The following is a 21,198-nucleotide window of genomic DNA, read 5'->3' as shown; positions in this document are numbered from 1 at the left end:
TGACGGGATTAGACGAGATCAAGAGTCTCGCCATCCTTAAGACGGACGATGGCTTTTTTCCAGTGGGCTGTGCGGCCGGCGTCAGCACGACGCTCGCGTTTCTTCTTGCCACTGCAGTTCATGGTGCGGACAGTTTCAACCTTCTTGCCGAAGAGTTGCTCGATGGCACGCTTGATTTCGAGTTTGTTAGCATTGCGGTCCACTTTGAAAACGTATTCGTTGTTCAGCTCCTGGAGGAGTGTGGCTTTTTCGCTGATGCGAACGGTGTCGATGACCTGGTAGATATCTTTCATGGTGATGAAAATGGGTTAGGTGTTAGGCCGTGGCAATTAAGCGGTGCGGCGCGCGAGGGTTTCGTATGCGTCTTCGACGAGGATGACGGTATCGGCACGCAGAAGCTGCTCGATATTCATCTCGGAGGCGGTGATCAGCAGAACGTTAGGAACGTTGCGGCCGGCAAGGTAAGTTTTGTCTTCGAACTTCTCGGCAACGACGAGCACGTTACGTGCCTCGGTGTAACCTTTGATCGCTGAGACAAATGACTTGGTCTTGCCATCGGCGACGGAGAAACTGTCAACGGAAATCACGTTCTCACCTGCGATGAGGTCACCGAGGACCTTGCGGAGTGCGAGGCGACGTACGTTCTTGTTGACGGTCTTGGAGTAGTCGCGAGGACGAGGTCCGAAAACGATACCACCACCACGCCATACTGGGTTCTTGGTGGTGCCAGCACGGGCGCGGCCGGTGCCTTTTTGTTTCCAGAGCTTCTTGTTAGAGCCCTTCACTTCACCACGAGTCTTGGTGCAAGCGGTGCCGCTACGGCGGTTTGCACGGTAAGCTGTGATGAGATCGTGCACAGCCTGGTCACCCTTGTGACCATCGATCACATTGATGTTCGCGGCTTGCGCGTCTTTGATAGAGAGTGTTTTAGACATTGTTCTATGTAGTAATTAGTTAGTAGTAGAAATACTACTTAGCTGCTTTTTTAATAGCTGGGCGGATAGTGACGTAAGCACCTTTGTGGCCGGGAACGGCGCCTGAAACGAGAACCACGTTGTCCTCAGGGCGAACCTGAACGATTTTGAGATTCTGGACGGTGCGGTTGTAAACACCGTGACGACCGGGCATCTTCTTGTTTTTCCAGATGCGGCCGGGCCATGTGCCTGCGCCAACACCACCAGGACGACGGTGCATCATGTGGCCGTGTGAGTCAGGCTGACCGGAGAAGTTGTAACGCTTAACAACACCTTGGAAACCTTTACCCTTGGTAGTTCCGAGAACGTCAACCCACTGGCCGGCTTCGAAAAGCTCTGCGCCTGGGTGCGCTTCCTCGGTGTTAGGGATGTCAGAGTCGCTATCGAAGCGGAACTCTTTGACAAGCTTCTTAGGTGAAACATTGCTTTTTGCGAAGTGTCCGCGCTTGGGCAGATTCAAACGGAATTCCTTTTGGTCGTCGTAACCAACCTGAACAGCGGAGTAGCCGTCGGTTTCGGTGGTTTTAACTTGGAGAAACTCATTGCCAGCGACGTCGATGACGGTGACGGGGATGGAGGTGCCAGCCTCGGCATCGAAGATGCGAGTCATGCCGACTTTCTTTCCTAGTAGTCCTAGTGCCATGGTATTATGGGATTGGTGATTAGTAATTTGAGATTTGTAATGATCTGATGACGGGTCAGATGCGGATGGCGATGTCTACACCAGCTGGCAGGTTGAGCTTCTTGAGCTCGTCCACGGTGCGTGCTGTTGGATCAACGATGTCCAGCATGCGCTTGTGGGTACGGATTTCGAATTGCTCGGAGGACTTTTTGTCCTGGTTAACCGAACGGTTCACGCTGAACTTCTCAATGCGGGTAGGCAATGGGATAGGACCGGCGACTTTAGCTCCAGTGCGTTTGGCGGTCTCGACGATCTCCAAAGCGGATTTGTCGATAGCGCGGTGATCGTAAGCACGGAGGCGGATTCTGATTTTCTGCTGTTGCATGGCGGATGTTTGTTAGAGTTACAGAGTTGGGTTGATAGGTGTTAACTTGCGTATGCGTAGTCGTTGGTGAGAGCGTCCACGACATTTTGCGGAACTTGCTCAAAACTGGCTGGTTTCATGGTGTAGTCGGCACGACCACTAGAAAGGGTACGGACGGCGGTAGAGTAACCGAACATTTCCGCGAGCGGCACGATGGCTTTGAGCACAGCATGCATAGGCTTGTTTTCGATCTCTTGGATCTGACCGCGGCGGCGGTTCAGGTCGCCCATGATATCACCTTGATATTCTTCAGGGGTGACGACCTCGACATCCATGACGGGCTCGAGGAGGATCGGGCCTGCCTGCTTGAAGGCATCCTTCATGGCGAAGATGGCGGCCATTTTGAAAGCGTTTTCGTTCGAGTCGACATCGTGGTAAGAACCATCGGTGACGTTGACGTGAACATCGACTACAGGGTAGCCAGCGATGACACCGTTGGTCATGGCTTCGCGCACTCCGGAGAGCACTGCGTTCATAAATTCTTTAGGAATGGCTCCCCCGACGACCTTGTCATCGATGGTAAGGCCTTTGCCTTTTTCGCCAGGAGCCACATCGAGAATGACGTGACCGTATTGACCTTTACCGCCGGACTGCTTGACGAGTTTACCTTCACCGCCGTGTGGCTGGGTGATGGTTTCGCGGTAGGCGATTTGTGGTTTACCGACACCGCAGGCGACTTTGAACTCGCGCATCATGCGGTCGACGATGACTTCGAGGTGAAGTTCACCCATACCGGAGATGATGGTTTGGCCGGTTTCTTCGTCGGTTTTGACGAGGAATGTTGGATCCTCATCAGAAAGACGGGTGAGAGCGAGAGACATCTTCTCTTGGTCGACAACCGTTTTTGGCTCGACCGCCATGGAGATAACTGGCTCTGGGAAAAGTGGTGGTTCGAGCATGATGTCGAACTTCTCGGTGCAGATGGTGTCACCGGTCTGGCAGTTCTTGAGGCCGACGATGGCGGCGATGTCACCGGAGTAACAGGTCTCAATGTCTTCGTGTTTGTCCGCGTGCATTTTGATCAGACGACCAATGCGTTCCTTGCGGCGGGTGCGTGGATTGTAAACCATGTCGCCTTTGGAAACGGTGCCGGAATAGACACGGAAGAAGACAAGTTTACCAACGTATTTGTCAGCCCAAAGTTTGAACGCGAGCGAACAGAACTGCTTGTTATCGTCGGTCTCGGCAAGCACTTCTACTTCTTCGTCGCCAGGTTCATGACCTTGGGCGGCTGGAATGTCGAGTGGGCTCGGGAGGTAGTCGACCACGGCATCCACTAGGAACTGGACGCCTTTGTTTTTAAATGCAGAACCGCCTGCGACTGGAACCACCTTGTTAGCGATGGTAGCGCGGCGGAGGGCAGCTTTGATATCCTCGGTGGTGATTTCTTCCTCCATGAGGAATTTCTCACCGAGTTCTTCGTCACTGTCACAGAGGGTGGAGACGAGCTCTTCGCGAGCGGACTCGGCTTCGGCGAATGTGTCGCCTTCGAGATCCTTGATATCGAAGGTGGATCCCATGGCATCGTCATCTTTATAAATGACGGCTTTCATGTTCACCACGTCGATTTGACCGAGAAGATTTTCCTCGGCACCGATCGGGATAAGAATGCGGACCGCAGTGACACCGAACTTGGCTTTGACGTCAGCGAAGACGTTTTCGAAGTTGGCACCGGTGCGGTCCATCTTGTTGACAAATACGATGCGGGGCACCTTGTATTTGTCGGCTTGGCGCCAGACGGTCTCGGTCTGCGGCTGCACACCGGCAACGCCACAGAAGACCACGATGGCGCCATCAAGAACTCTCAGCGAGCGCTCCACCTCAGCGGTGAAGTCAACGTGGCCGGGAGTATCGATGATATTGATGCGCTCCTTCTGCCCTTCGAAGAGCTTGAACACACCGTCATTCTTTTTCTGAATCCACTCACAAGTAACAGCGGCGGAGGTAATGGTAATCCCCCGCTCACGCTCCTGCTCCATGTGGTCAGTCACGGTAGCACCATCGTGCACCTCACCGATCCGATGGATCATACCGGTATAGAACAGAATACGCTCAGTGAGCGTGGTCTTGCCGGCGTCAATGTGCGCAGCAATCCCAATATTCCGCGTACGCTCCAGAGGATATGGGCGTTTGGGATGATTGGGATTCTCAGACATGACGGATGAGGAGTTAGATGAGTGCGTAAAAAAACCGCTGGCGGTAAACTGTTACCAGCGGAAGTGAGCGAATGCGCGGTTTGCCTGGGCCATTTTGTGCATGTCGTCGCGTTTGCGAACGGCATTGCCCTGGTTGTTGGCAGCGTCTTTGATCTCGTTGGCGAGAGCGACGTGCATAGGAGTGCCCTTCTTATTGCGGGCGAAAGTGACGAGCCAGCGCATAGCGAGGGACTCGGAACGACCAAGATCTACTTCGAGAGGCACTTGGTAAGTAGCACCACCGACGCGACGGCTTTTCACCTCTACGCGTGGCTTGGCATTTTCAAGGGCGCGTGTGACCACTTCCAAAGGATCGACGGTGTCGGTTCCCTCGTTAGCTTTGTCGATCGCGGAATAGACGATACGCTCGGAAACAGAACGTTTTCCGTCGCGCATTACCTTGCTGATCAGTTTTCCGACTACGGGGCTATCGTAGCGTGGATCCCGAGTTTCGGGGCGATTGTAAACTCTTTTGCGGCGAGCCATGGTATTATATAGTTAAAGTTGAGTTGAAAAAATTACTTCTTCGGACGCTTGGTTCCGTACTTGGAGCGGGACTGGCCACGCTTATCGACACCGAGGGTATCAAGTGCACCGCGAACGATGTGGTAACGAACACCAGGCAAATCCTTCACCCGGCCACCACGGACCAGAACGATGGAGTGCTCCTGAAGGTTGTGGCCTTCACCACCGATGTAGGCGATCACCTCTTGGCCGTTGGTAAGGCGAACCTTGGCCACTTTACGAAGAGCGGAGTTAGGTTTCTTAGGTGTGCGGGTCATAACCTGAAGACAAACGCCACGACGTTGCGGGCAGTTGTTCAGTGCGCGTGACTTTGACTTGGTCACCGGTGTTTTGCGCCCTTTGCGGACGAGCTGGTTGATGGTAGGCATATTCCTGCTTTGGTTTTGGTTTAAAGTTTCAGAGAGGTTTCTTCTGAGATGTTTATTTGAAAATTTGGCTGGTGAATTAAATTCAGAAACAGAATCCAGCTGGTGGGAAATCATAAAAACCACCGAGGTGCGCCCAAGAGGCACGAGGTATATTAAGTGACCTCGAAAACCGCCTCTTATCCGGAGCTACCCGATAGTTTAACTGCTTTCCTGCAGCTTTTATCTATGTAATACAGCCCTGTTTTTCCTCTTGGGCTGCGGCGAGGGGCGGCGAATATACAAATCAAACCCAGTCTGGCAAGACGTATTTGAATTATTTTCGTCATTTTTTTCTGAGCTGGCTCAAATCAACCGCGAAACCTTAAAAGTATATCCTTTAGAGATTAACTGCTCAGTGTGATTGAAACTCATGAGAGCCAAAACAAAGCTTCAGAAAATTGCCGATCGAAGCCCGGGCCTCCTCGCTTAAAACATTATTTTAAAAGACGAGGGAAAGAATGGTAGCAGAGGGGAGATTTGAACTCCCGACAAAAGGCTTATGAGTCCTCTGCTCTACCCCTGAGCTACTCTGCCATTCATTCTTCGGTCGAGGCACTGTTGCCGCGACGCGGAGGGGAATTAAAATGAGATCTCGTTCTTGTCGATAAAAAATAGCATAAAAACATCATATTTCTCAATCTAATGTTGCCAAATGTTCATAATCCGCTAGTTACACGCCGCCGCGTCGATGATTCGGCACGACTCTATCGCAACCACATCCATGGTGCGAACCCAACAACTAAGAACACAAAGCAATGTCAGACCTTTCTCTCTACAGAAACATCGGTATTTTCGCCCACGTGGACGCTGGTAAGACCACGACCACTGAACGTATCCTCAAACTTACAGGAAAAATCCACAAACTCGGCGAAGTTCACGAAGGTGAGTCCACCACCGACTTCATGGAGCAGGAGGCAGAGCGCGGCATCACCATTCAGTCAGCTGCAGTCAGCTGCTTCTGGCCTGGTAGCACCCAGCAATGGAAAACTCCATACCGTTTCAACGTCATCGATACTCCCGGTCACGTTGACTTCACCGTAGAAGTATACCGTTCGTTGAAAGTTCTCGACGGCGGCATCGGTGTATTCTGTGGATCCGGTGGTGTTGAACCACAATCCGAGACCAACTGGCGCTACGCTAACGAATCCAAGGTCGCCCGTGTGATCTTCGTTAACAAGCTCGACCGCACAGGTGCCGACTTCTACGACGTTGTTGACCAAATCAAAAACGTGCTCGCAGCCAAGCCGCTCGTCATGGTCCTGCCAATCGGCATCGAGGACAACATGGTGGGCGTTGTCGATCTGCTTACCCGCAAAGCCTGGGTATGGGATGACTCCGGTCAGCCTGAGAACTACGAAATCCAAGACGTCCCTGCCGACATGGTCGACAAAGTAGAGGAATACCGTGCGCAACTCGTTGAAACTGCCGTTGAGCAGGACGACGAGTTGATGATGGAATACCTCGACGGCAACGAGCCAAGCATCGAGGACCTCAAGAAGTGCATCCGCAAAGGCACCATCGACCTTGCGTTCTTCCCAACTTACTGCGGTTCCGCATTTAAAAACAAAGGTGTGCAGGTTCTTCTCGACGCCGTTGTGGACTACCTCCCTTCCCCTACTGAAGTTCCACCACAACCTGAAGTTGACCCTGAAGGAAACGAAACTGGCGAGTTTGCCATCGTGACTCCTGACGCACCACTTCGTGCGCTGGCATTCAAGATCATGGACGACCAATACGGTGCCCTTACCTTCACACGTATTTACTCCGGTAAACTCGAAAAAGGTGCCACCATCCTCAACACCTTCACCGGCAAGACCGAGCGTGTAGGCCGTATCGTTGAGATGAGCGCCGATGACCGTATCGAACTCGAAGGAGCACAGGCCGGTGACATCGTCGCCTTGGTCGGACTGAAGAACGTTCAAACCGGTCACACTCTCTGTGACAAAGACCACCCGGCCACACTCGAGCCAATGGTGTTCCCAGATCCGGTTATCTCCATCGCAGTTGCTCCCAAGGACAAAGCCAATGCTGAGAAACTCGGCACTGCCATCGGTAAGATGGTGAAGGAAGACCCTACATTCATCGTGGAAACTGATCAGGATTCCGGTGAAACCATCCTTAAGGGTATGGGCGAGCTTCACCTCGACATCAAGGTGGACATCCTCAAGCGTACCCACAAGGTGGAAGTTGAAGTTGGTAAGCCTCAGGTGGCCTACCGCGAGACCATCACCAAGCGTGTGGAAGATTCCTACACTCACAAGAAGCAGTCCGGTGGTTCCGGTCAGTATGGTAAGATCGACTACGTCATCGAGCCTCTTGATCCAGCCGAAGGCGTTGACTTCGAGTTCGAATCCAAAGTCGTCGGTGGTAACGTGCCCAAGGAATTCTGGCCAGCTGTTGAAAAAGGCTTCCGGACCTCCAAGGATAAAGGTGTTCTTGCTGGCTTCCCCTGCTTGAACTTCAAAGTGACTCTGGTTGACGGTGCTCAGCACGCAGTTGACTCCTCCGCCATTGCGTTCGAGATCGCCGCTAAAGCTGCATACCGCGCGTCCATGCCAAAAGCCGGACCTCAGATCCTTGAGCCTGTCATGAAACTCGACGTCTTCACTCCTGAAGACAACGTCGGTGACGTCATCGGTGACCTTAACCGCCGCCGCGGTATGATCAAGGAGCAGGTGCGCACACCTACCGGTATCCGCGTCAAGGCAGACGCCCCACTGAGCGACATGTTCGGCTACATCGGTGACCTGCGCACCATGACATCAGGTCGTGGCCAGTTCTCCATGGAGTTCTCCCACTACGCACCTTGTCCTAAGAACGTGGCTGACGAAGTCATCGCCGAGGCCAAGAAACGCGAAGAGGAAAAGCGTAAGTAATCTGTCCGATTACAGACCATTTACCCAAAGCGCCGGCTCTAACGAGTCGGCGCTTTTTTATTGATGCGTCCCTATTTCTTGGGGCTCTTGACCTTCTTGGATTTTTCCGCAGCGCGGTCGGCTGTTTCAGCTTTCTCTTCTTTCAGCCCCTGCAGCAAATTGAATCCACGGCTCGAGCGCGATACCGAGGTGACCGCCTCGTTTGTAACCACCAAGTTTGTACCGGGAATGATCACAGCCTGTAGGAGATGCTGGAACCTCGGATCCAAGGAGAACCACTCATCCAAAGTATCCGTGTGATGCTCTTTACTGTCACTTATCTGTATCCACGAGGATCGGGCACTTTGTTTATTGGCGTCAACAATCCATCCGCTGAACACAAATGCAGCCGTACCGTCCACCCTCTTGGAAAACAAACTCGTTTTGACCACACATTCTCCAATCACCACTCCATTTCTCAGCACATAGATCTTACCATCGGCACGACTGAAGAGAAGCGAAACAGGACCATCCGGCGATGCTTGCGGCTTCCATATGAAGTCAGAGGATTCACCGCCTTTGAATCCCAGTGAGTGGCTATCAGAAACATGCACATCCGGCTGTTCCTTGGTTACAACTACTGTGGTTCCTTTCTGGGTAACTCCGAAAAGTTTTTTTGAGAAATCATATGGCAAATGGATGCAACCGTGAGACGAGGGGTGTCCGGGAAGCGAGCCAGCATGGAGCGCCACTCCGTCCCAAGTGAGCCTTTCGGAATAAGGCATAGGTGCATTGTTATAAGTCTTTGATCGATGATCCGCATCCTTGTTGAGGATGTGGAAAACCCCACTGGGAGTCGTGTGTCCCTTTCTGCCGGAGCTGACCTCACAACTTCCGATTTTAATACCATTGCGATACACAGCAGCGGTCTGGGTTTTCAAGCTAACCGTCACGACAACGGGTCCCTTTTGTGAAAGCTGAGGCTCCCAAGTGTACGAAGCTGGATTATGCTCCCTCTCCTCGGCATCAGCCTTGGGAGCCAAGGTCGCCGGAAGAACGGCGAGCAATAACAGGGAGTATTTATTTAGTACGGAGAGCTTAAGTTGAGTCATTATTGCAAACTACTAAAAAGGCCTCACCACTGCAAGCTTCGAGCCTCGTTTACAGCAGACTTAACGTCTTATTTCATCTGCATTCACACGTTATTAAGAAACCTAACTACCAGCCTGTTGCTTCAGTTCCTTGAAACGCCTCTGCATTTCCTGAAGTTGCGTTTGGTATTCCGGGTCTTTCACCAGATCGTTTTCCTCATGGGGATCGACAGTGATATGGAAGAGTTGCTCGATCCCATGCTCTGGCCAGAAGAAATACTTCCACTCCTTATTCACCAATGCCTCTGAGGCAGGAATGAACGACTTGTTTTGCAGCGTTGGGTGTTCGTAGAAAAAATCCTGACGCCAGGAGGGTCTTTGCTTCTCCAAATAGAGGGGGGCGATGTCTGTTCCCTGCATACTCTCGGGGGGCTTGATTCCTGCCGCGTTCAGAATGGTGGGAGCCAGATCCACATTCAAAGTCAATGCGGCATCGGTCTGACCATGTGATCCCTTCGGCATGCGTGGATCAGAAATAATCAAAGGCACACGGATACTTTCCTGATGCGGATACCATTTGTCGCCCAATCCATGCTCGGCGTGGTAGTAGCCATTATCGGTTGTGAAGATGACCAAGGTATTGTCCAGCACCCCTTGCTTTTTCAGCTCCGCGAGTATCTCACCACATGTGTGGTCAACTTCAGTGGCCAAGCGGTAGTAGTTTTTCATCATCCGCTGGTATTTTTCCGGCGTATCGAAGCGCCAGTGCCACCGTCTCCTCCCCTCGTTTTTCTCGTTAAAGAACTTGGGTAGACTTCGCCATGACTCCTCGGTGGCATTTTCGGGCACTGGGATTTTTACATCCTGATACCATTTCATACTTTCAGGCTGAGGTAGAAATTGTTTGGGGTTTCCATCCTCGGCGTGCGTGGCAAAAAAGGAGACAGTCAGACAAAATGGCTTATCCTTCGGACGACTTCGCAGATACTCCAAGGCATCCTGCTCATTCTTTTGAGTCACATGGATTTTGCTGCCATCCTCTTGCTGGATCCAGTGACGACCATGGTAGGCACGTCCGAAATCATAGTTCGCCGCAGGAAATTTTCCGTTATGCCATTTCCCCACATGCGCCACGCTATAGCCAGCTTTCCGCAATTGTCCCGGATAAGTGTTCTCCCATGGTGTTTTGAACATTTTGAACGATTCGTTCCCGTGGCGAGACATCCACTGGCCAGTGTAGAGCGAGGCCCTACTAATACCGCAGATGGAGGTGGTCACACAGTTCCACGTGAACCGCATCCCCTGCCCAGCCAAGGCATCCAGCACAGGGGTTTGAACAACCGGATTACCTGCTACCCCCAAGGTATCATGTCTCCAGTCATCAGCATAAAGCAGCAGAATATTCATCTTATCCTTTGCCCCAGCTACCGAGGCAGCCATGAAACATACCATCAGGACTATTTTGCCTATCGCTTTTCTCACGTCCCTACTCAACGTGAGCCACCGTGAAAACGCACGTAAAAAAATTTTGGCGTCTGGATAGATTTTGACCTATGGTTAGGGGTTCACCAACGAATATTCACCTCATAACATCACCCTAACTCCCTCTGACATGAGCTGGTCACAACTCCAACCATACTTTCTGGCCCTTGGCCTTGGCCTTCTGCTAGGCCTCCAACGAGAAGCTATCAAAGGCCACCGTGCAGGCATCCGCACCTTTCCTCTTATCACACTGTTAGGGGCCGCCTCCGCTGCACTCGGAGGCTGGCAAATGGCTGCCGCCTTGTTGGCCACTGCCGGAATGCTGATCACCAGCGCCATGCATCCCGACCGTAAGGATGGCGCGGGGTTCACCACGGAAATCGCTTGCCTACTGGCCTTTGTCATCGGTGCGATGTTGAATGCAGGTCATGACGGAGTCGCCATACTACTAACCGGCTGCTGCATGCTTCTGCTTCAGGCTAAAAAACCATTGCACAACTTCTCGGAAAGACTCAGCGCGGAGGATCTAAAGGCCATTGCCAAACTCACTCTGCTAGCCTTGGTCATTCTGCCGCTGTTACCCAATGAGTCATACGGCCCCTACTCTGCGATCAATCCTTTCAAAATATGGATGATGGTGGTGCTGATTGTCGGGCTTTCGCTGATGGCCTATTTTGTCTCCAAGTTCATCGGTGCGGAAAAAGGCACCATCGCTGCCGGGGTGCTTGGTGGACTGATATCCAGTACCGCCACCACGGTTTCTTTTTCACGCCGGGCCAAATCCGAGAAAAACATGCCTGCCGGACTTGTTGCCACGGTCTTGATGATCGCTTCCACCATCGTCTTCGCCCGTGTGCTGTTTGAAATCGCGGTGGTGTCACTAGACCAATGGTTTGAGCTGGCATACCCGCTACTCGCGATGATGGGCTGGATGGCTGTGATCTCCGTCATACTTTTCATCCGCACCCGTAATGAAAAACGCACAAAATCCGAGCACAAGCCCCCATCCGATCTACCAGCGGCTGTCATCTTCGGCCTGCTATACGCCGTAGTTTTGTTAGGCGTGGCGGCCGCCAATGACCACCTCGGTCTCCAAGGTGTCTATATGGTGGCTGCTGTCTCAGGACTCACCGATATGGACGCCATCACTCTTTCGTCTGCTCAACTTGTCGCCGATGATAAGATCGCCGTTGGCACTGCATGGAGATCGATTCTGATCGGCGGCATGGCGAACCTAGTATTCAAGGCTGCGATCGCTATCATCCTGGGGCCCCGCTCTCTAATCAAACCGCTGTGTATCGCATTTTCGGCATCGCTGTTGGGAGGGATCGGCATCCTGCTACTCTGGCCGTAATATTCAGGAAATTAGTCGAGACTGCGACTGAAAACACGAGAGTTACGACCACTGGCTAACAGTTGCTCACGCCGCGTAGTGGGTATGCTATTAATCTCCTGTTCGCTGTAACCCAACTGGTGCTGGAAAAATTCCGCCGCGCGATTCGTCAAGGCGAAGACTGAGCCCAGTCCATAACCGCGAGCCTGATTCTCAGCATGATGTACCAGCTCAGGCCCGTAGCCCAAGCCTTCGTGCGCTTGTTTGACGTAAAGACAGGCCACCTCCGCACAATCCTGATCCGCATAACGGTGCAGAGCCACACTTCCCACCACGTTGCCATCAATATCCATCACTGAGTAATCACCGATGTGTTTCTCAATGTCCGCATAGCCACGTGGCACCAGAGTGGAGTTTCTCACCGAACGGCTGATCATACCTAACAACTCTACGATATCTTCCTCGCGCAACGGGCGGATCACGCGGTAACTGTCAGCATAGACCATGGTTCCCACACCCTCATTGGAGAACAGCTCATTCAGCAGCACTGCCGGCACAGAGCCATCAAGAATATGCACCCGGGGAATCCCCCCTTTGCATGCTGTCGCGGCAGCCACTAACAGTTCTGACTGATCCTCGCCGACCTCCGTGGCACGCACTGCACCTTGGGCGGGTATACTCCCTGGTCCGTGTAACAGCACCAGCTTACGCGCCGATAGCGAAGTAGCCAGGTTGGCAATTTCTTCTGAAAATGGATCGGCTCCATGAAAATCTGCCACCACTGCCTGTCCACGCAAGAGCGCAGCTGAGACTTCGTCTTCGTTACTCGTGAAAACAGTCTGACTGTATTTCAACTCCACTTCAGCAGCTCGATCTAACAAATCATCTGTACTGTGAACGGTGCTACCAATCACCAAGCGGACCCCAATGTTTTGCAAAGAAAGAAGATCCAGCATCGTTTCGGCCAGAGCCGATTCCGGTGCGTCCACAACAATGACAAATACCTTTCCGCGAAATTGCGGAACGTATTGCAAAAGGCCTCTAACATCTCCCCAAGACACTGAATTTGAATGATGAGTTTTGATGGTGAATAAGGTCGGATCAATGCAGCGCGGCGCGGCGTGCTTGCTCAGGAACGAGAGACTTCCACGTATCCTCACCATCGGCAATCATTCTTTGAATATCGCGACCCGTATAATCAAGCAGTCGTTGCTCGCCACATGGGATCGGATGAATCATGCCTTGATCGCGAAAGTAAGCGTATAGGTGGGTGAGTTTTTCGGGTGCTTGGAAATTTTCTGCCGTTACAAGCTCTCCTGAACTACGATTCTTCCAAGGGTAAACATAGAGAGAAAGCTCGTGTTTGAACAAACGGCCAAAAGATTCTAAAATGCCACCAGCCAAATTCTCAGACCATTTTTCTTTAAACAGCTCGTTGAGCAAACCGATACTGAGAACAATACCGATGGGGCTGGTCGTATATCGGCTCAGATAGCTGGCAATGCGATGGAACTCCGGACAGCGTGAGATAAGCACCGTTTTCCCGAGAGCCTGCAGCGCATCGGCCCGATCGATAAACGCGAGGTGATCAACCTCACCTTCTCTAAGCAGGTTATTCATCGAGATCTCACACAGCTCGATGGTATTGTCCCGCTGATCTTCCGGCAGATTACATTGGAAAGCTTCACGGGTCTGCTTGAGCATGTCCATATGCAGATTGGTCACCGGATCAAAACTACCTCGCAGAAGAATGAGGGGTTTCCGATAAAGGGCTTCAGCGGGCTGAACCACTTCACCATCGGGTAGGAACATTGCAGCATCTGTTAGGCCGCTTCTAACCAATTGAAGATGGCATAGGCGGTTATCGATCATTTCGAAGCCCTTGCCACTGAACTTGAGCATGTCCACCTCCACTCGCTCTTTGGTCAATCCATCCATCAGAGATTCCGTGAAGAGTGAAAGTCTGTCACGGTGATAGAATGCCGCGTAAATGAGATTGGTCCCGATGATGCCAAGTGCTTCCATCTGATCCACATTTTCCTGATCTAGCAGGCGCACGTGGATGAGGATCTGACACGCTTCCGTGTTTGGCCTTAGCTGTAAACGGATGCCTAACCAACCGTGGCATTCCCCAGTATCACGGTAGCCACGCGCGCGAACTGTATTACAGAATGAGAAGAACGTGGTATCACTCCCCCGCCCCTCACCGAGTCGCTCGACCAGTAGATCGAACTCATACTTAAGCATGGAGCTGACGCGCTGGCGAGATACGTAACGATTGGCTTTGCCATAAATAGCATCACTCATCGTCATGTCATAGGCGGAAATCGTCTTGGCTACTGTCCCCGCAGATGCCGACGCCCGGAAGAACCAGTTAGCCACTTCTTGGCCTGCTCCGATTTCAGCGAACGTTCCGTATTTTGCCCCATCAAGATTGATTCTAAGTGCTTTGTCGTATGTGGAGGGAATTTCTCTTCCTTGGAGATCGCTCATGGAGTGTTTGATTTTTGATCGGTTGTAGATTTTTCTGATTTAGCGGGGGTCACCCAGCCGTTCATAACGTGCTCGGTAATGATGACTTGGTTATCTGCCGCGGCATCTTTCGGGTAACGTATTTTAAGTGTCGCTGCGGTTGAACCGGCACCAAGATCACCGACGAATCGCATCAAGGAAGGATCATCGCGGTCGACGTATCCGTAAAGCGTGCGGTCTGACTCAGTATTGATCAGTTTGACCGCAAGCCACTTCGTATCGTCATTGAAATCACGGTTATAATAGGTGTCCACGGAACATCTCACCCGGACCTCCTTAGGTTCGACTGGACGTTTGGTGAAAAGATCTTCCCAGTCCATCTCTGTCCAGGACACCCAGCTTTCCCAATCGACCCGATACCCGCTAGGTGTCCGCTCGAGTGCGATTTGCCTGACACTGTAGTCATCTAACTGAACTGCCAACGATGCCATGTCGCCTTTCACAGTGACCCTTCCTCCATAACCCACAGTTTTGACAGCGATTGGCTCCAATGGATGTGTTTGATACCATTTCCTAATCTTGGGCATCGCCACATCGGGAAACCTAACAAGTGGCTCAAGTTCTTCGACTGTTTTGGCGGATAAAAATTTCGTCACCACCTCCTCAGCCTGAGTCAGCACGTTGACACCAGCATCGATGGAATCCTGGATTTCACGCTGGGTTTTCTTTTCATCCTCGGTGAGTTCAACTTCTTCATCCCCTGTTGTGAGCGTCGTTTCCTCAGGGACCCATTGCTCCGCTGTCTCGGTCACTGCTGTGCGATCTTTGTTCATGGAGCCTATCACTAACCATGCACCGATTCCAACGACACTCAGGCCGAGCAATGAACCTCCAACGATCCAAAGCAATGGACTACTTTCTTCCGAATGTTTGTGAGACGACGAGGAAGGCGCCTGTTCCCAATCTGGCTCGGCCATCTCTCCAGCCCCCTTATGACGCACCCTGCGGCGTCCAGTCGAACCCGATGAAGCTGACGTGGCTGCTTTTGCGGCGGGCATGCTTGGTTTGTCCTTCTCTGGGGCTGGTGGAGCTTGCTCGAGTGGCCGGGCTGCGATGGGGCGAGGCTCCTTTTTCGACCTCGGCACAGGAGCAATCGACTGGTGTGAGACTTTTTTAGCCCTAGCAGCATCAGTTCCCTTGGGAATATTCAAAAGATAATGACAAGCTGGACAGACCACTCCGGCACCGGGATGATTCTTCGGTACGCGAAAGACAAAGCGGCAAACTGGACAGGCTAAAGCCGCCCATGTCCTTTTCTTGTGAGTAGCACTTGGCACGGAAAAAACGATGTTCCAGCACCTCTCAAAGTGCAAGCCAGCAGTTGTAAGATTTACAATCCTGAGATGGAACTACCTAAGACCACAGAAAATCACTGGGTCTCCTCAATGATTTCTACACGACGCGGACGGTCTAGAATGATATCAGAATTCCTGTCTTCGGTCTCGAGCTGATCGAGATTAATGACACCTCCATTACTATTGGATGTGGTTGTGTCTCTTGGGGCAAAGTCCGGCTGCTCGGTGCCGTATGGGTCCTTCCCTAACAGCAAGGGAGCTTTAGGTTGCACTGGAATGGCACGAGAGCGCGAGGCCTTTGTGCCATCAGCGGTGAAATCATAATTTTTAGCCAATGTTCCGTCCACGACACCGTGCACGTCACAGTATCCGGATGGCTCAGCGCCTTTGATGAAATACTCCGTGAGGGTGGTCGGCACGTACGACTCCTTACCGCTAACTGGATCCCTGCGGTAGTCCTGGCAGTATCTTGTTTTTCTCAGTCCCGACGATTTACAGATTTCCAAGCTAACAATCCCATCAGGAACCGCCAATTGCTGGCCCGGGAACTCTGAGGAAGCTGCATTCATGCTGTCTACCCATACTGGGAACACCGTATGGCGACTGAACGCACCTGGGTAAATGGGATCGCGACTGCCGTGAAGGAATCCCATCCAAACGGCACAGGTCACTTTACTGTTGTATCCGACAAACCAGTTGTCTGCGAAATCGTATGTCGTTCCGGTTTTGCCAGCCAAGGAAGGATCGTTCGTCAGCCCGGAGGGATCAGCAGAGCCTTCAGGATTGGTGTTTTCTTTCAAGGCGCTTTGTAACATGGAGTGCATGACAAAGGACGTTTGTGAATCGAGCATCGGCTTGGACTTCTGGCTACGTTTGGATTGGTAACGGAGACTGCCGGACGAATCTACAATCCGATCTACGATATACATCGAACCTGTGGTTTGCCCTCCATTCGGAAATGCTGAGTAGGCTCGCACGAGATCGGGCAATGAAAATTCGTCGGTACCTACAAGCATCCGCGTGAGCAGCTTGGTCTCTGGAAATGTCAGTCCGAACTTGCGTGCTGTTTCCATCACAGTGCCCAGGCCGAGTTGTTTACCCAGTCTCACCGATGCTCCGATTTTCGAGACCTCCAGAGCCCTGCGCAGGGTAATTTCGTTTTCATACTGCGGGTTCAGAACCTCCATGCCCCATTCACCCAGAACCCCCTCACGACCATCTAACATGATCACGCGGTTATTCATCGGGGCATCGAGCACCAACGACGCGACGGACATTTTTTTCTCCAGTGCTGCCGTGTAAATGAATGGCAGAAATGCGGTTCCAACAGGTTTGCGGCCAAGCTGGACGATATCAAACTGGTTATGAGTGAAATCCCGACCACCAACATAAGCAACCACCGCGCCAGTCTCATTCTCAACCATCAGGCCGGCTCCTTGGAGGTATTCCGGCTTACCTTTTTCGCGGCGGTAATCTTGGTATTTTGGGTGATCATATCCTTCGACCGTCTCAGCGTCGGCGAGTTGTTTCAGCATCCGCTGCTCCATCGCTTTTTGGACATCGATATCGATGGTGGTGAAAATTTTAAACCCACCTTCAGTTAGGGCGTCTTCTCCCAGCTGCTGCCGAACATCTTGAGCGATACGCTCATAGAGATGAGATGCTCCACGCTGAATCGGCTTGGGGTTGATGACCACGTCTTCCAGCTGTAACTCCTCGCTTTCAGATTCGAGGATGAACCCCTCCGCCGCCATCCGTTTCAGCACTTGGTTGCGGGCTTTCTTGTTCATCTCCGGATCATTGATCGGAGAGATTTTGGTAGGGTTCTTGATACAACCCACCAGTGACGCGCACTCAGAAAGCGTTAGATCACGTGGCTCTTTGCCGAAGTACCCGAGTGAGGCCGAACGAATACCGTAGAAACCGCTACCGAACGGCACACGGTTCAAATAGAACTCGAGGATCTCAAATTTTCCATACCGCTTCTCGATCCGTTGAGCGAGGAACGCCTCCACCGCCTTACGCTCTATGCCTGTCCAGCCTTCCTCATCGGCTTCCTCCTTCAAGTGAAACGCATTCCTAGCCAACTGCTGGGTGAGAGTACTGGCTCCCTGAGTCTGCCGACCCGCCTTAAAGTTCAGCCACATCGCACGAATGACGCCTTGGCGATCAACCCCGTCGTGTTCAAAAAACCGCTGATCCTCACCAGCGACCAATGCATTGATCATCGTTTGGGGCACGTCCTTGACGCTGATCACATCCCTGTTCTCTACGAAAATCCTTCCCAACTCACGGCCTTTACGGTCGAGAATCAGGCTGACCACTTCAACATCATCGATTTCGTCCAGGTTATATTCAGCGGCCCTATCTTTAAACGGCTGGGTCTTAATCTGGAACACCAGAAAGCCGATGGCTACCAGCAGTGCGCCGAAGAGGCAGAGGTATAGCAGCCATTTTAGCTTGAAGAATCGCCTCTTGCGGCCCTTGCTGCCGGTGCTGGAACGTTTTTTACCCATTATCTAATTTTCCATGGCAAGGTCCGGATCGAAGGACTCGTCCCTTGAGATTTCCCAATTCATACTCTCAGAATCAAACAATGGCAACCCCGGCTTTTAGCGAAGAATCAGGCGGCGAAACAGCGCTGGCACAGGAAATACGAGCCCGTATTTTGTCGCAGGGCCCGATTCCGTTCCGAGAGTTTATGGCCACCGCGCTCTATGACCCAACACATGGTTATTATGCCGGAGAGACACAGAGGGTCGGCAAAGAAGGCGATTTCATCACAAGTGTGAGTGCTGGACGATGTTTCGGCCTGATTCTGGCACGTCGACTGGCGTCCTATTGGCGGGAAATTGGCAGCCCATCAGAATTCCACATCATCGAGCCCGGAGCTCACGATGGGGCTCTGTGTTATGATATTCTTTCCGAGGCTAAAACCACCCAAACTGATTTTTACAAGGCACTACACTACCATCTGATCGAAACAACCCCACTGCTCAGAAGCAGACAAAAGACAAAGCTCAGTCCTGAGTTTAGCGATAAGTTCAGTTGCCATGCATCCATCACAGATATCCAACAAGTTACGGGAGCGGTGCTCTCGAACGAGCTACTTGACGCATTTCCCGTCGACATCGTCCGCTATCAGGACGGAAAATGGCACCAACTCACTGTGGGACTCGATTCCCACAGCCAGTTTACTTTTGTAGCAGCTCCCTTATCAGATCAACTCGCTGAGTTTTGCCGTGATCTGGAGAACAATGGCTTTTATCCAGAGGGATACACCACTGAGTTCAATCCTGGCATAAAACCGTTCGTTCGTGAGGTGGCCAATGTCCTGACCAGAGGATTAATGATCACGGTTGATTACGGCCATCACAGCGAGGATTACTATCACCCCGACCGCACGGAGGGCACTCTTCAGACTTACTACCAACACCAGAAATCCGATAATCCTCTAACCGCACCTGGAGAGATAGACATCACCTGCCACGTTGACTTCACTCGTTTGGAAAACGAAGCCTCAGCAGTCGGGTTCAAGCTTGTAAGCCTAGGCACTCAAGCCAGCTATCTAACCAATCACGCCAAACACTGGCTGCTGGAGTTGGAAAAGGTCATGACACCGGAAACCCCCACCCTTTTACGTCAGTTTCAGACTCTCACCCATCCGGCCATGCTGGGTACTCGTTTTATGGTGTTAGAGATGGAACGAACCGTCGAAAAATGAACTCCGGAAGCCCTCCTGACAAGTTTCTGGAAGAAATGACTCCGCTTCGCTTTGACAAGCGCGCACTCTGACTCTAAATGCACGCCATGGCCAAGCAGCGTATTCTTGTTTCAGACCCTATTTCCGACAAAGGAGTCGATCTTCTCAGAAACCATCCAGACCTTGAGGTGGATGTTAACACCGGGCTCAGTCCGGAAGAATTACTCAAAATCATTCCGTCCTATCACGGCCTGATCATCCGCTCCCAGACCAAGGTCACTGCCAAGGTTCTTGCCGCTGCTACCGAGCTCAAGGCCGTTGGCCGCGCGGGTGTCGGCGTCGACAACGTCGATCGCGATGCCGCCACCAATCACGGTGTGATCGTTATGAACACGCCTACCGGCAACACCATCTCTACGGCCGAACTGGCATTCACCCTGATGCTGTCCGCTGCACGAAATATCGGCCCAGCTCACTCCGCTGTGTTGAAGGGTGATTTCCCAGCAGCCCGCAAAGCCTACGCCGGTATCGAAATCAACACCAAACGCCTCGCTGTCATCGGTATGGGTCGCATCGGTGCTGAGTTCGCCAAGCGCGCCCAAGCATTCGGCATGGCCGTCGTCGCATACGATCCATTTCTTACTCAGGCCCGCGCGGACCAATTAAAAGTCGAGCTCGCCGAGAGCCCTGACGCAGCACTCACCGGCGCAGACGTCGTCACGCTCCACGTGCCGCTTACCGATGACACCAAGCATATCATTAATGCCGAGCGACTCGCTCTGATGAACAAAGGCGCATTGGTTGTGAACTGTGCACGCGGTGGTCTGATCGACGAACCAGCCTTGAAAGCAGCTATCGAATCAGGCCACATCGCCGGTTGTGGTCTGGACGTTTACGAAGACGAGCCACCGTCTGCCGATCACATTCTGTTCGATCTGCCGAAACACATCACCTTTACTCCGCACCTTGGAGCATCGACCAACGAGGCCCAGGAAAACGTCGGTATTCAGGTGGCCGAGCAGCTACGCGACTTCTTCACCACGGGTGAGATCCGCAATGCCATCAACATGCCATCCCTCGATGCAGCCGCCCTCGGCGCCATCGGCGGTTATCTCGACCTTGCCAGCTCACTCGGTAAGTTCCTCGCCAAACTCGGACCGGTCAATCCAGACTCGCTTCGAGTTTCCTACCACGGAGATCTCGGTGAAAAAGATACCGCTCTCGTTTCCAGAACCGTGCTCACCGGTTACCTCGAGACTGCTCGTCCGGACGGCCAAGTCAACATCGTCAACTCCCCAGCCGTGGCCAGCGAAATGGGGCTCGAAACCATCGAGTCGACTATCACCGCCAAAACCGAGTATGCAGAGCTCATCGTGGCCGAGCTTCGCAAGGACGGAAAGAAATTCCGCGTAGCTGGAACCATCATCGGTAAATCCCCACGCATCGTGGAAATCGACCACCTCTACGTCGACACCAACATCAAGGGTAACTTCCTGATTGTCCGCAATGACGATCGCCCTGGCATCGTTGGCCTCGTAGGCACCGCCCTTGGCGCTGGTGGACTCAATATCGCGAATCTGTCGCTCGCCCGAAACAAATCAGGTGGCAATGCACTGAACGTCATCGAGCTCGATACAGCACCTAGTGCTGAAATCATTGCAGACCTCTCAGCCGCCCCCGGAATCCTCTCGGTCACCTCCGTTGAGATTTAACCTGCTTTTTCCTAGAAATAGGCTTTACACGTTATCCAATCTGGGTAT

The 21,198-nt window shown here is 52.3% G+C and carries 17 protein-coding genes and 1 tRNA gene; 4 read left to right on the top strand and 14 right to left on the bottom strand.

The window, feature by feature from the left end:
* Positions 1-8: 8 nt before the first annotated feature.
* The 8 genes from rplW to ACSPJT_RS18560 form a co-directional block, all read right to left on the bottom strand.
* A complete protein-coding gene (rplW, locus tag ACSPJT_RS18595) occupies positions 9-293 on the bottom strand; it encodes a 50S ribosomal protein L23 (RefSeq protein ID WP_435894064.1) in 285 nt (94 codons plus the stop codon).
* Between the two features lie 36 nt (positions 294-329).
* A complete protein-coding gene (rplD, locus tag ACSPJT_RS18590) occupies positions 330-935 on the bottom strand; it encodes a 50S ribosomal protein L4 (RefSeq protein WP_435894063.1) in 606 nt (201 codons plus the stop codon).
* Between the two features lie 34 nt (positions 936-969).
* Positions 970-1,617 (bottom strand): 50S ribosomal protein L3, encoded by a 648-nt coding sequence (gene rplC, locus ACSPJT_RS18585; RefSeq protein ID WP_435894062.1) that lies wholly within the window; start codon positions 1,615-1,617, stop codon positions 970-972.
* Positions 1,618-1,672: 55 nt separating this feature from the next.
* A complete protein-coding gene (rpsJ, locus tag ACSPJT_RS18580; RefSeq protein WP_435894061.1) occupies positions 1,673-1,981 on the bottom strand; it encodes a 30S ribosomal protein S10 in 309 nt (102 codons plus the stop codon).
* Positions 1,982-2,022: 41 nt separating this feature from the next.
* Positions 2,023-4,176, bottom strand: coding sequence for an elongation factor G (fusA, locus tag ACSPJT_RS18575; protein ID WP_435894060.1), 2,154 nt, complete (start codon positions 4,174-4,176; stop codon positions 2,023-2,025).
* Between the two features lie 51 nt (positions 4,177-4,227).
* Positions 4,228-4,701, bottom strand: a complete 474-nt coding sequence (gene rpsG, locus ACSPJT_RS18570) for a 30S ribosomal protein S7 (protein ID WP_435894059.1) — start codon at positions 4,699-4,701, stop codon at positions 4,228-4,230.
* A gap of 32 nt (positions 4,702-4,733) precedes the next feature.
* Complete coding sequence (gene rpsL, locus ACSPJT_RS18565) at positions 4,734-5,108, bottom strand: 30S ribosomal protein S12 (RefSeq protein WP_309490735.1); 375 nt, start codon at positions 5,106-5,108, stop codon at positions 4,734-4,736.
* A gap of 498 nt (positions 5,109-5,606) precedes the next feature.
* Positions 5,607-5,681: transfer RNA gene (locus ACSPJT_RS18560), tRNA-Met, on the bottom strand.
* Between the two features lie 221 nt (positions 5,682-5,902).
* Between ACSPJT_RS18560 and fusA (ACSPJT_RS18555) the strand changes: the two genes are divergently transcribed.
* The gene (fusA, locus tag ACSPJT_RS18555) at positions 5,903-8,023 is read left to right on the top strand and encodes an elongation factor G (RefSeq protein WP_435894058.1); all 2,121 of its coding nucleotides are present in this window, start codon (positions 5,903-5,905) and stop codon (positions 8,021-8,023) included.
* 71 nt (positions 8,024-8,094) lie between these two features.
* Here the strand turns inward: fusA (ACSPJT_RS18555) and ACSPJT_RS18550 are convergent, their stop codons facing one another.
* Entirely contained in the window at positions 8,095-9,114 is a 1,020-nt protein-coding gene (locus ACSPJT_RS18550) for a L,D-transpeptidase family protein (RefSeq protein ID WP_435894057.1), read from the bottom strand.
* A gap of 102 nt (positions 9,115-9,216) precedes the next feature.
* A complete protein-coding gene (locus ACSPJT_RS18545; RefSeq protein ID WP_435894056.1) occupies positions 9,217-10,533 on the bottom strand; it encodes a sulfatase family protein in 1,317 nt (438 codons plus the stop codon).
* 172 nt (positions 10,534-10,705) lie between these two features.
* Here ACSPJT_RS18545 and ACSPJT_RS18540 point away from each other — a divergent pair, with 172 nt between their 5' ends.
* Positions 10,706-11,929, top strand: a complete 1,224-nt coding sequence (locus tag ACSPJT_RS18540) for an MgtC/SapB family protein (RefSeq protein WP_435894055.1) — start codon at positions 10,706-10,708, stop codon at positions 11,927-11,929.
* A gap of 11 nt (positions 11,930-11,940) precedes the next feature.
* On the opposite strand, the gene ACSPJT_RS18535 is transcribed toward ACSPJT_RS18540, so the two are convergent.
* The 4 genes from ACSPJT_RS18535 to ACSPJT_RS18520 form a co-directional block, all read right to left on the bottom strand.
* Positions 11,941-12,897: a GNAT family N-acetyltransferase gene (locus ACSPJT_RS18535; protein WP_435894054.1), complete on the bottom strand. Its 957-nt coding sequence runs from the start codon at positions 12,895-12,897 to the stop codon at positions 11,941-11,943.
* Between the two features lie 112 nt (positions 12,898-13,009).
* Positions 13,010-14,401, bottom strand: a complete 1,392-nt coding sequence (locus tag ACSPJT_RS18530) for a TonB-dependent receptor (protein ID WP_435894053.1) — start codon at positions 14,399-14,401, stop codon at positions 13,010-13,012.
* Positions 14,398-15,591, bottom strand: a complete 1,194-nt coding sequence (locus tag ACSPJT_RS18525; RefSeq protein WP_435894052.1) for a hypothetical protein — start codon at positions 15,589-15,591, stop codon at positions 14,398-14,400. Before ACSPJT_RS18525 ends, ACSPJT_RS18530 begins: the two co-directional genes overlap by 4 nt.
* Positions 15,592-15,809: 218 nt before the next feature.
* Positions 15,810-18,251, bottom strand: a complete 2,442-nt coding sequence (locus tag ACSPJT_RS18520) for a transglycosylase domain-containing protein (RefSeq protein ID WP_435894051.1) — start codon at positions 18,249-18,251, stop codon at positions 15,810-15,812.
* 80 nt (positions 18,252-18,331) lie between these two features.
* On the opposite strand from ACSPJT_RS18520, the gene ACSPJT_RS18515 reads away from it, so the two are divergent.
* The gene (locus tag ACSPJT_RS18515; protein ID WP_435894050.1) at positions 18,332-19,459 is read left to right on the top strand and encodes a class I SAM-dependent methyltransferase; all 1,128 of its coding nucleotides are present in this window, start codon (positions 18,332-18,334) and stop codon (positions 19,457-19,459) included.
* A gap of 86 nt (positions 19,460-19,545) precedes the next feature.
* A complete protein-coding gene (gene serA, locus ACSPJT_RS18510) occupies positions 19,546-21,150 on the top strand; it encodes a phosphoglycerate dehydrogenase (RefSeq protein WP_435894049.1) in 1,605 nt (534 codons plus the stop codon).
* Positions 21,151-21,198 lie beyond the last annotated feature (48 nt).

The sequence above is a fragment of the Oceaniferula spumae genome, assembly GCF_042849255.1.
Taxonomy (GTDB): Bacteria; Verrucomicrobiota; Verrucomicrobiia; order Verrucomicrobiales; family Akkermansiaceae; genus Oceaniferula; species Oceaniferula spumae.
Note: the sequence above shows the minus strand (reverse complement) of the source record. Positions and strands in the feature narration are given on the sequence as shown.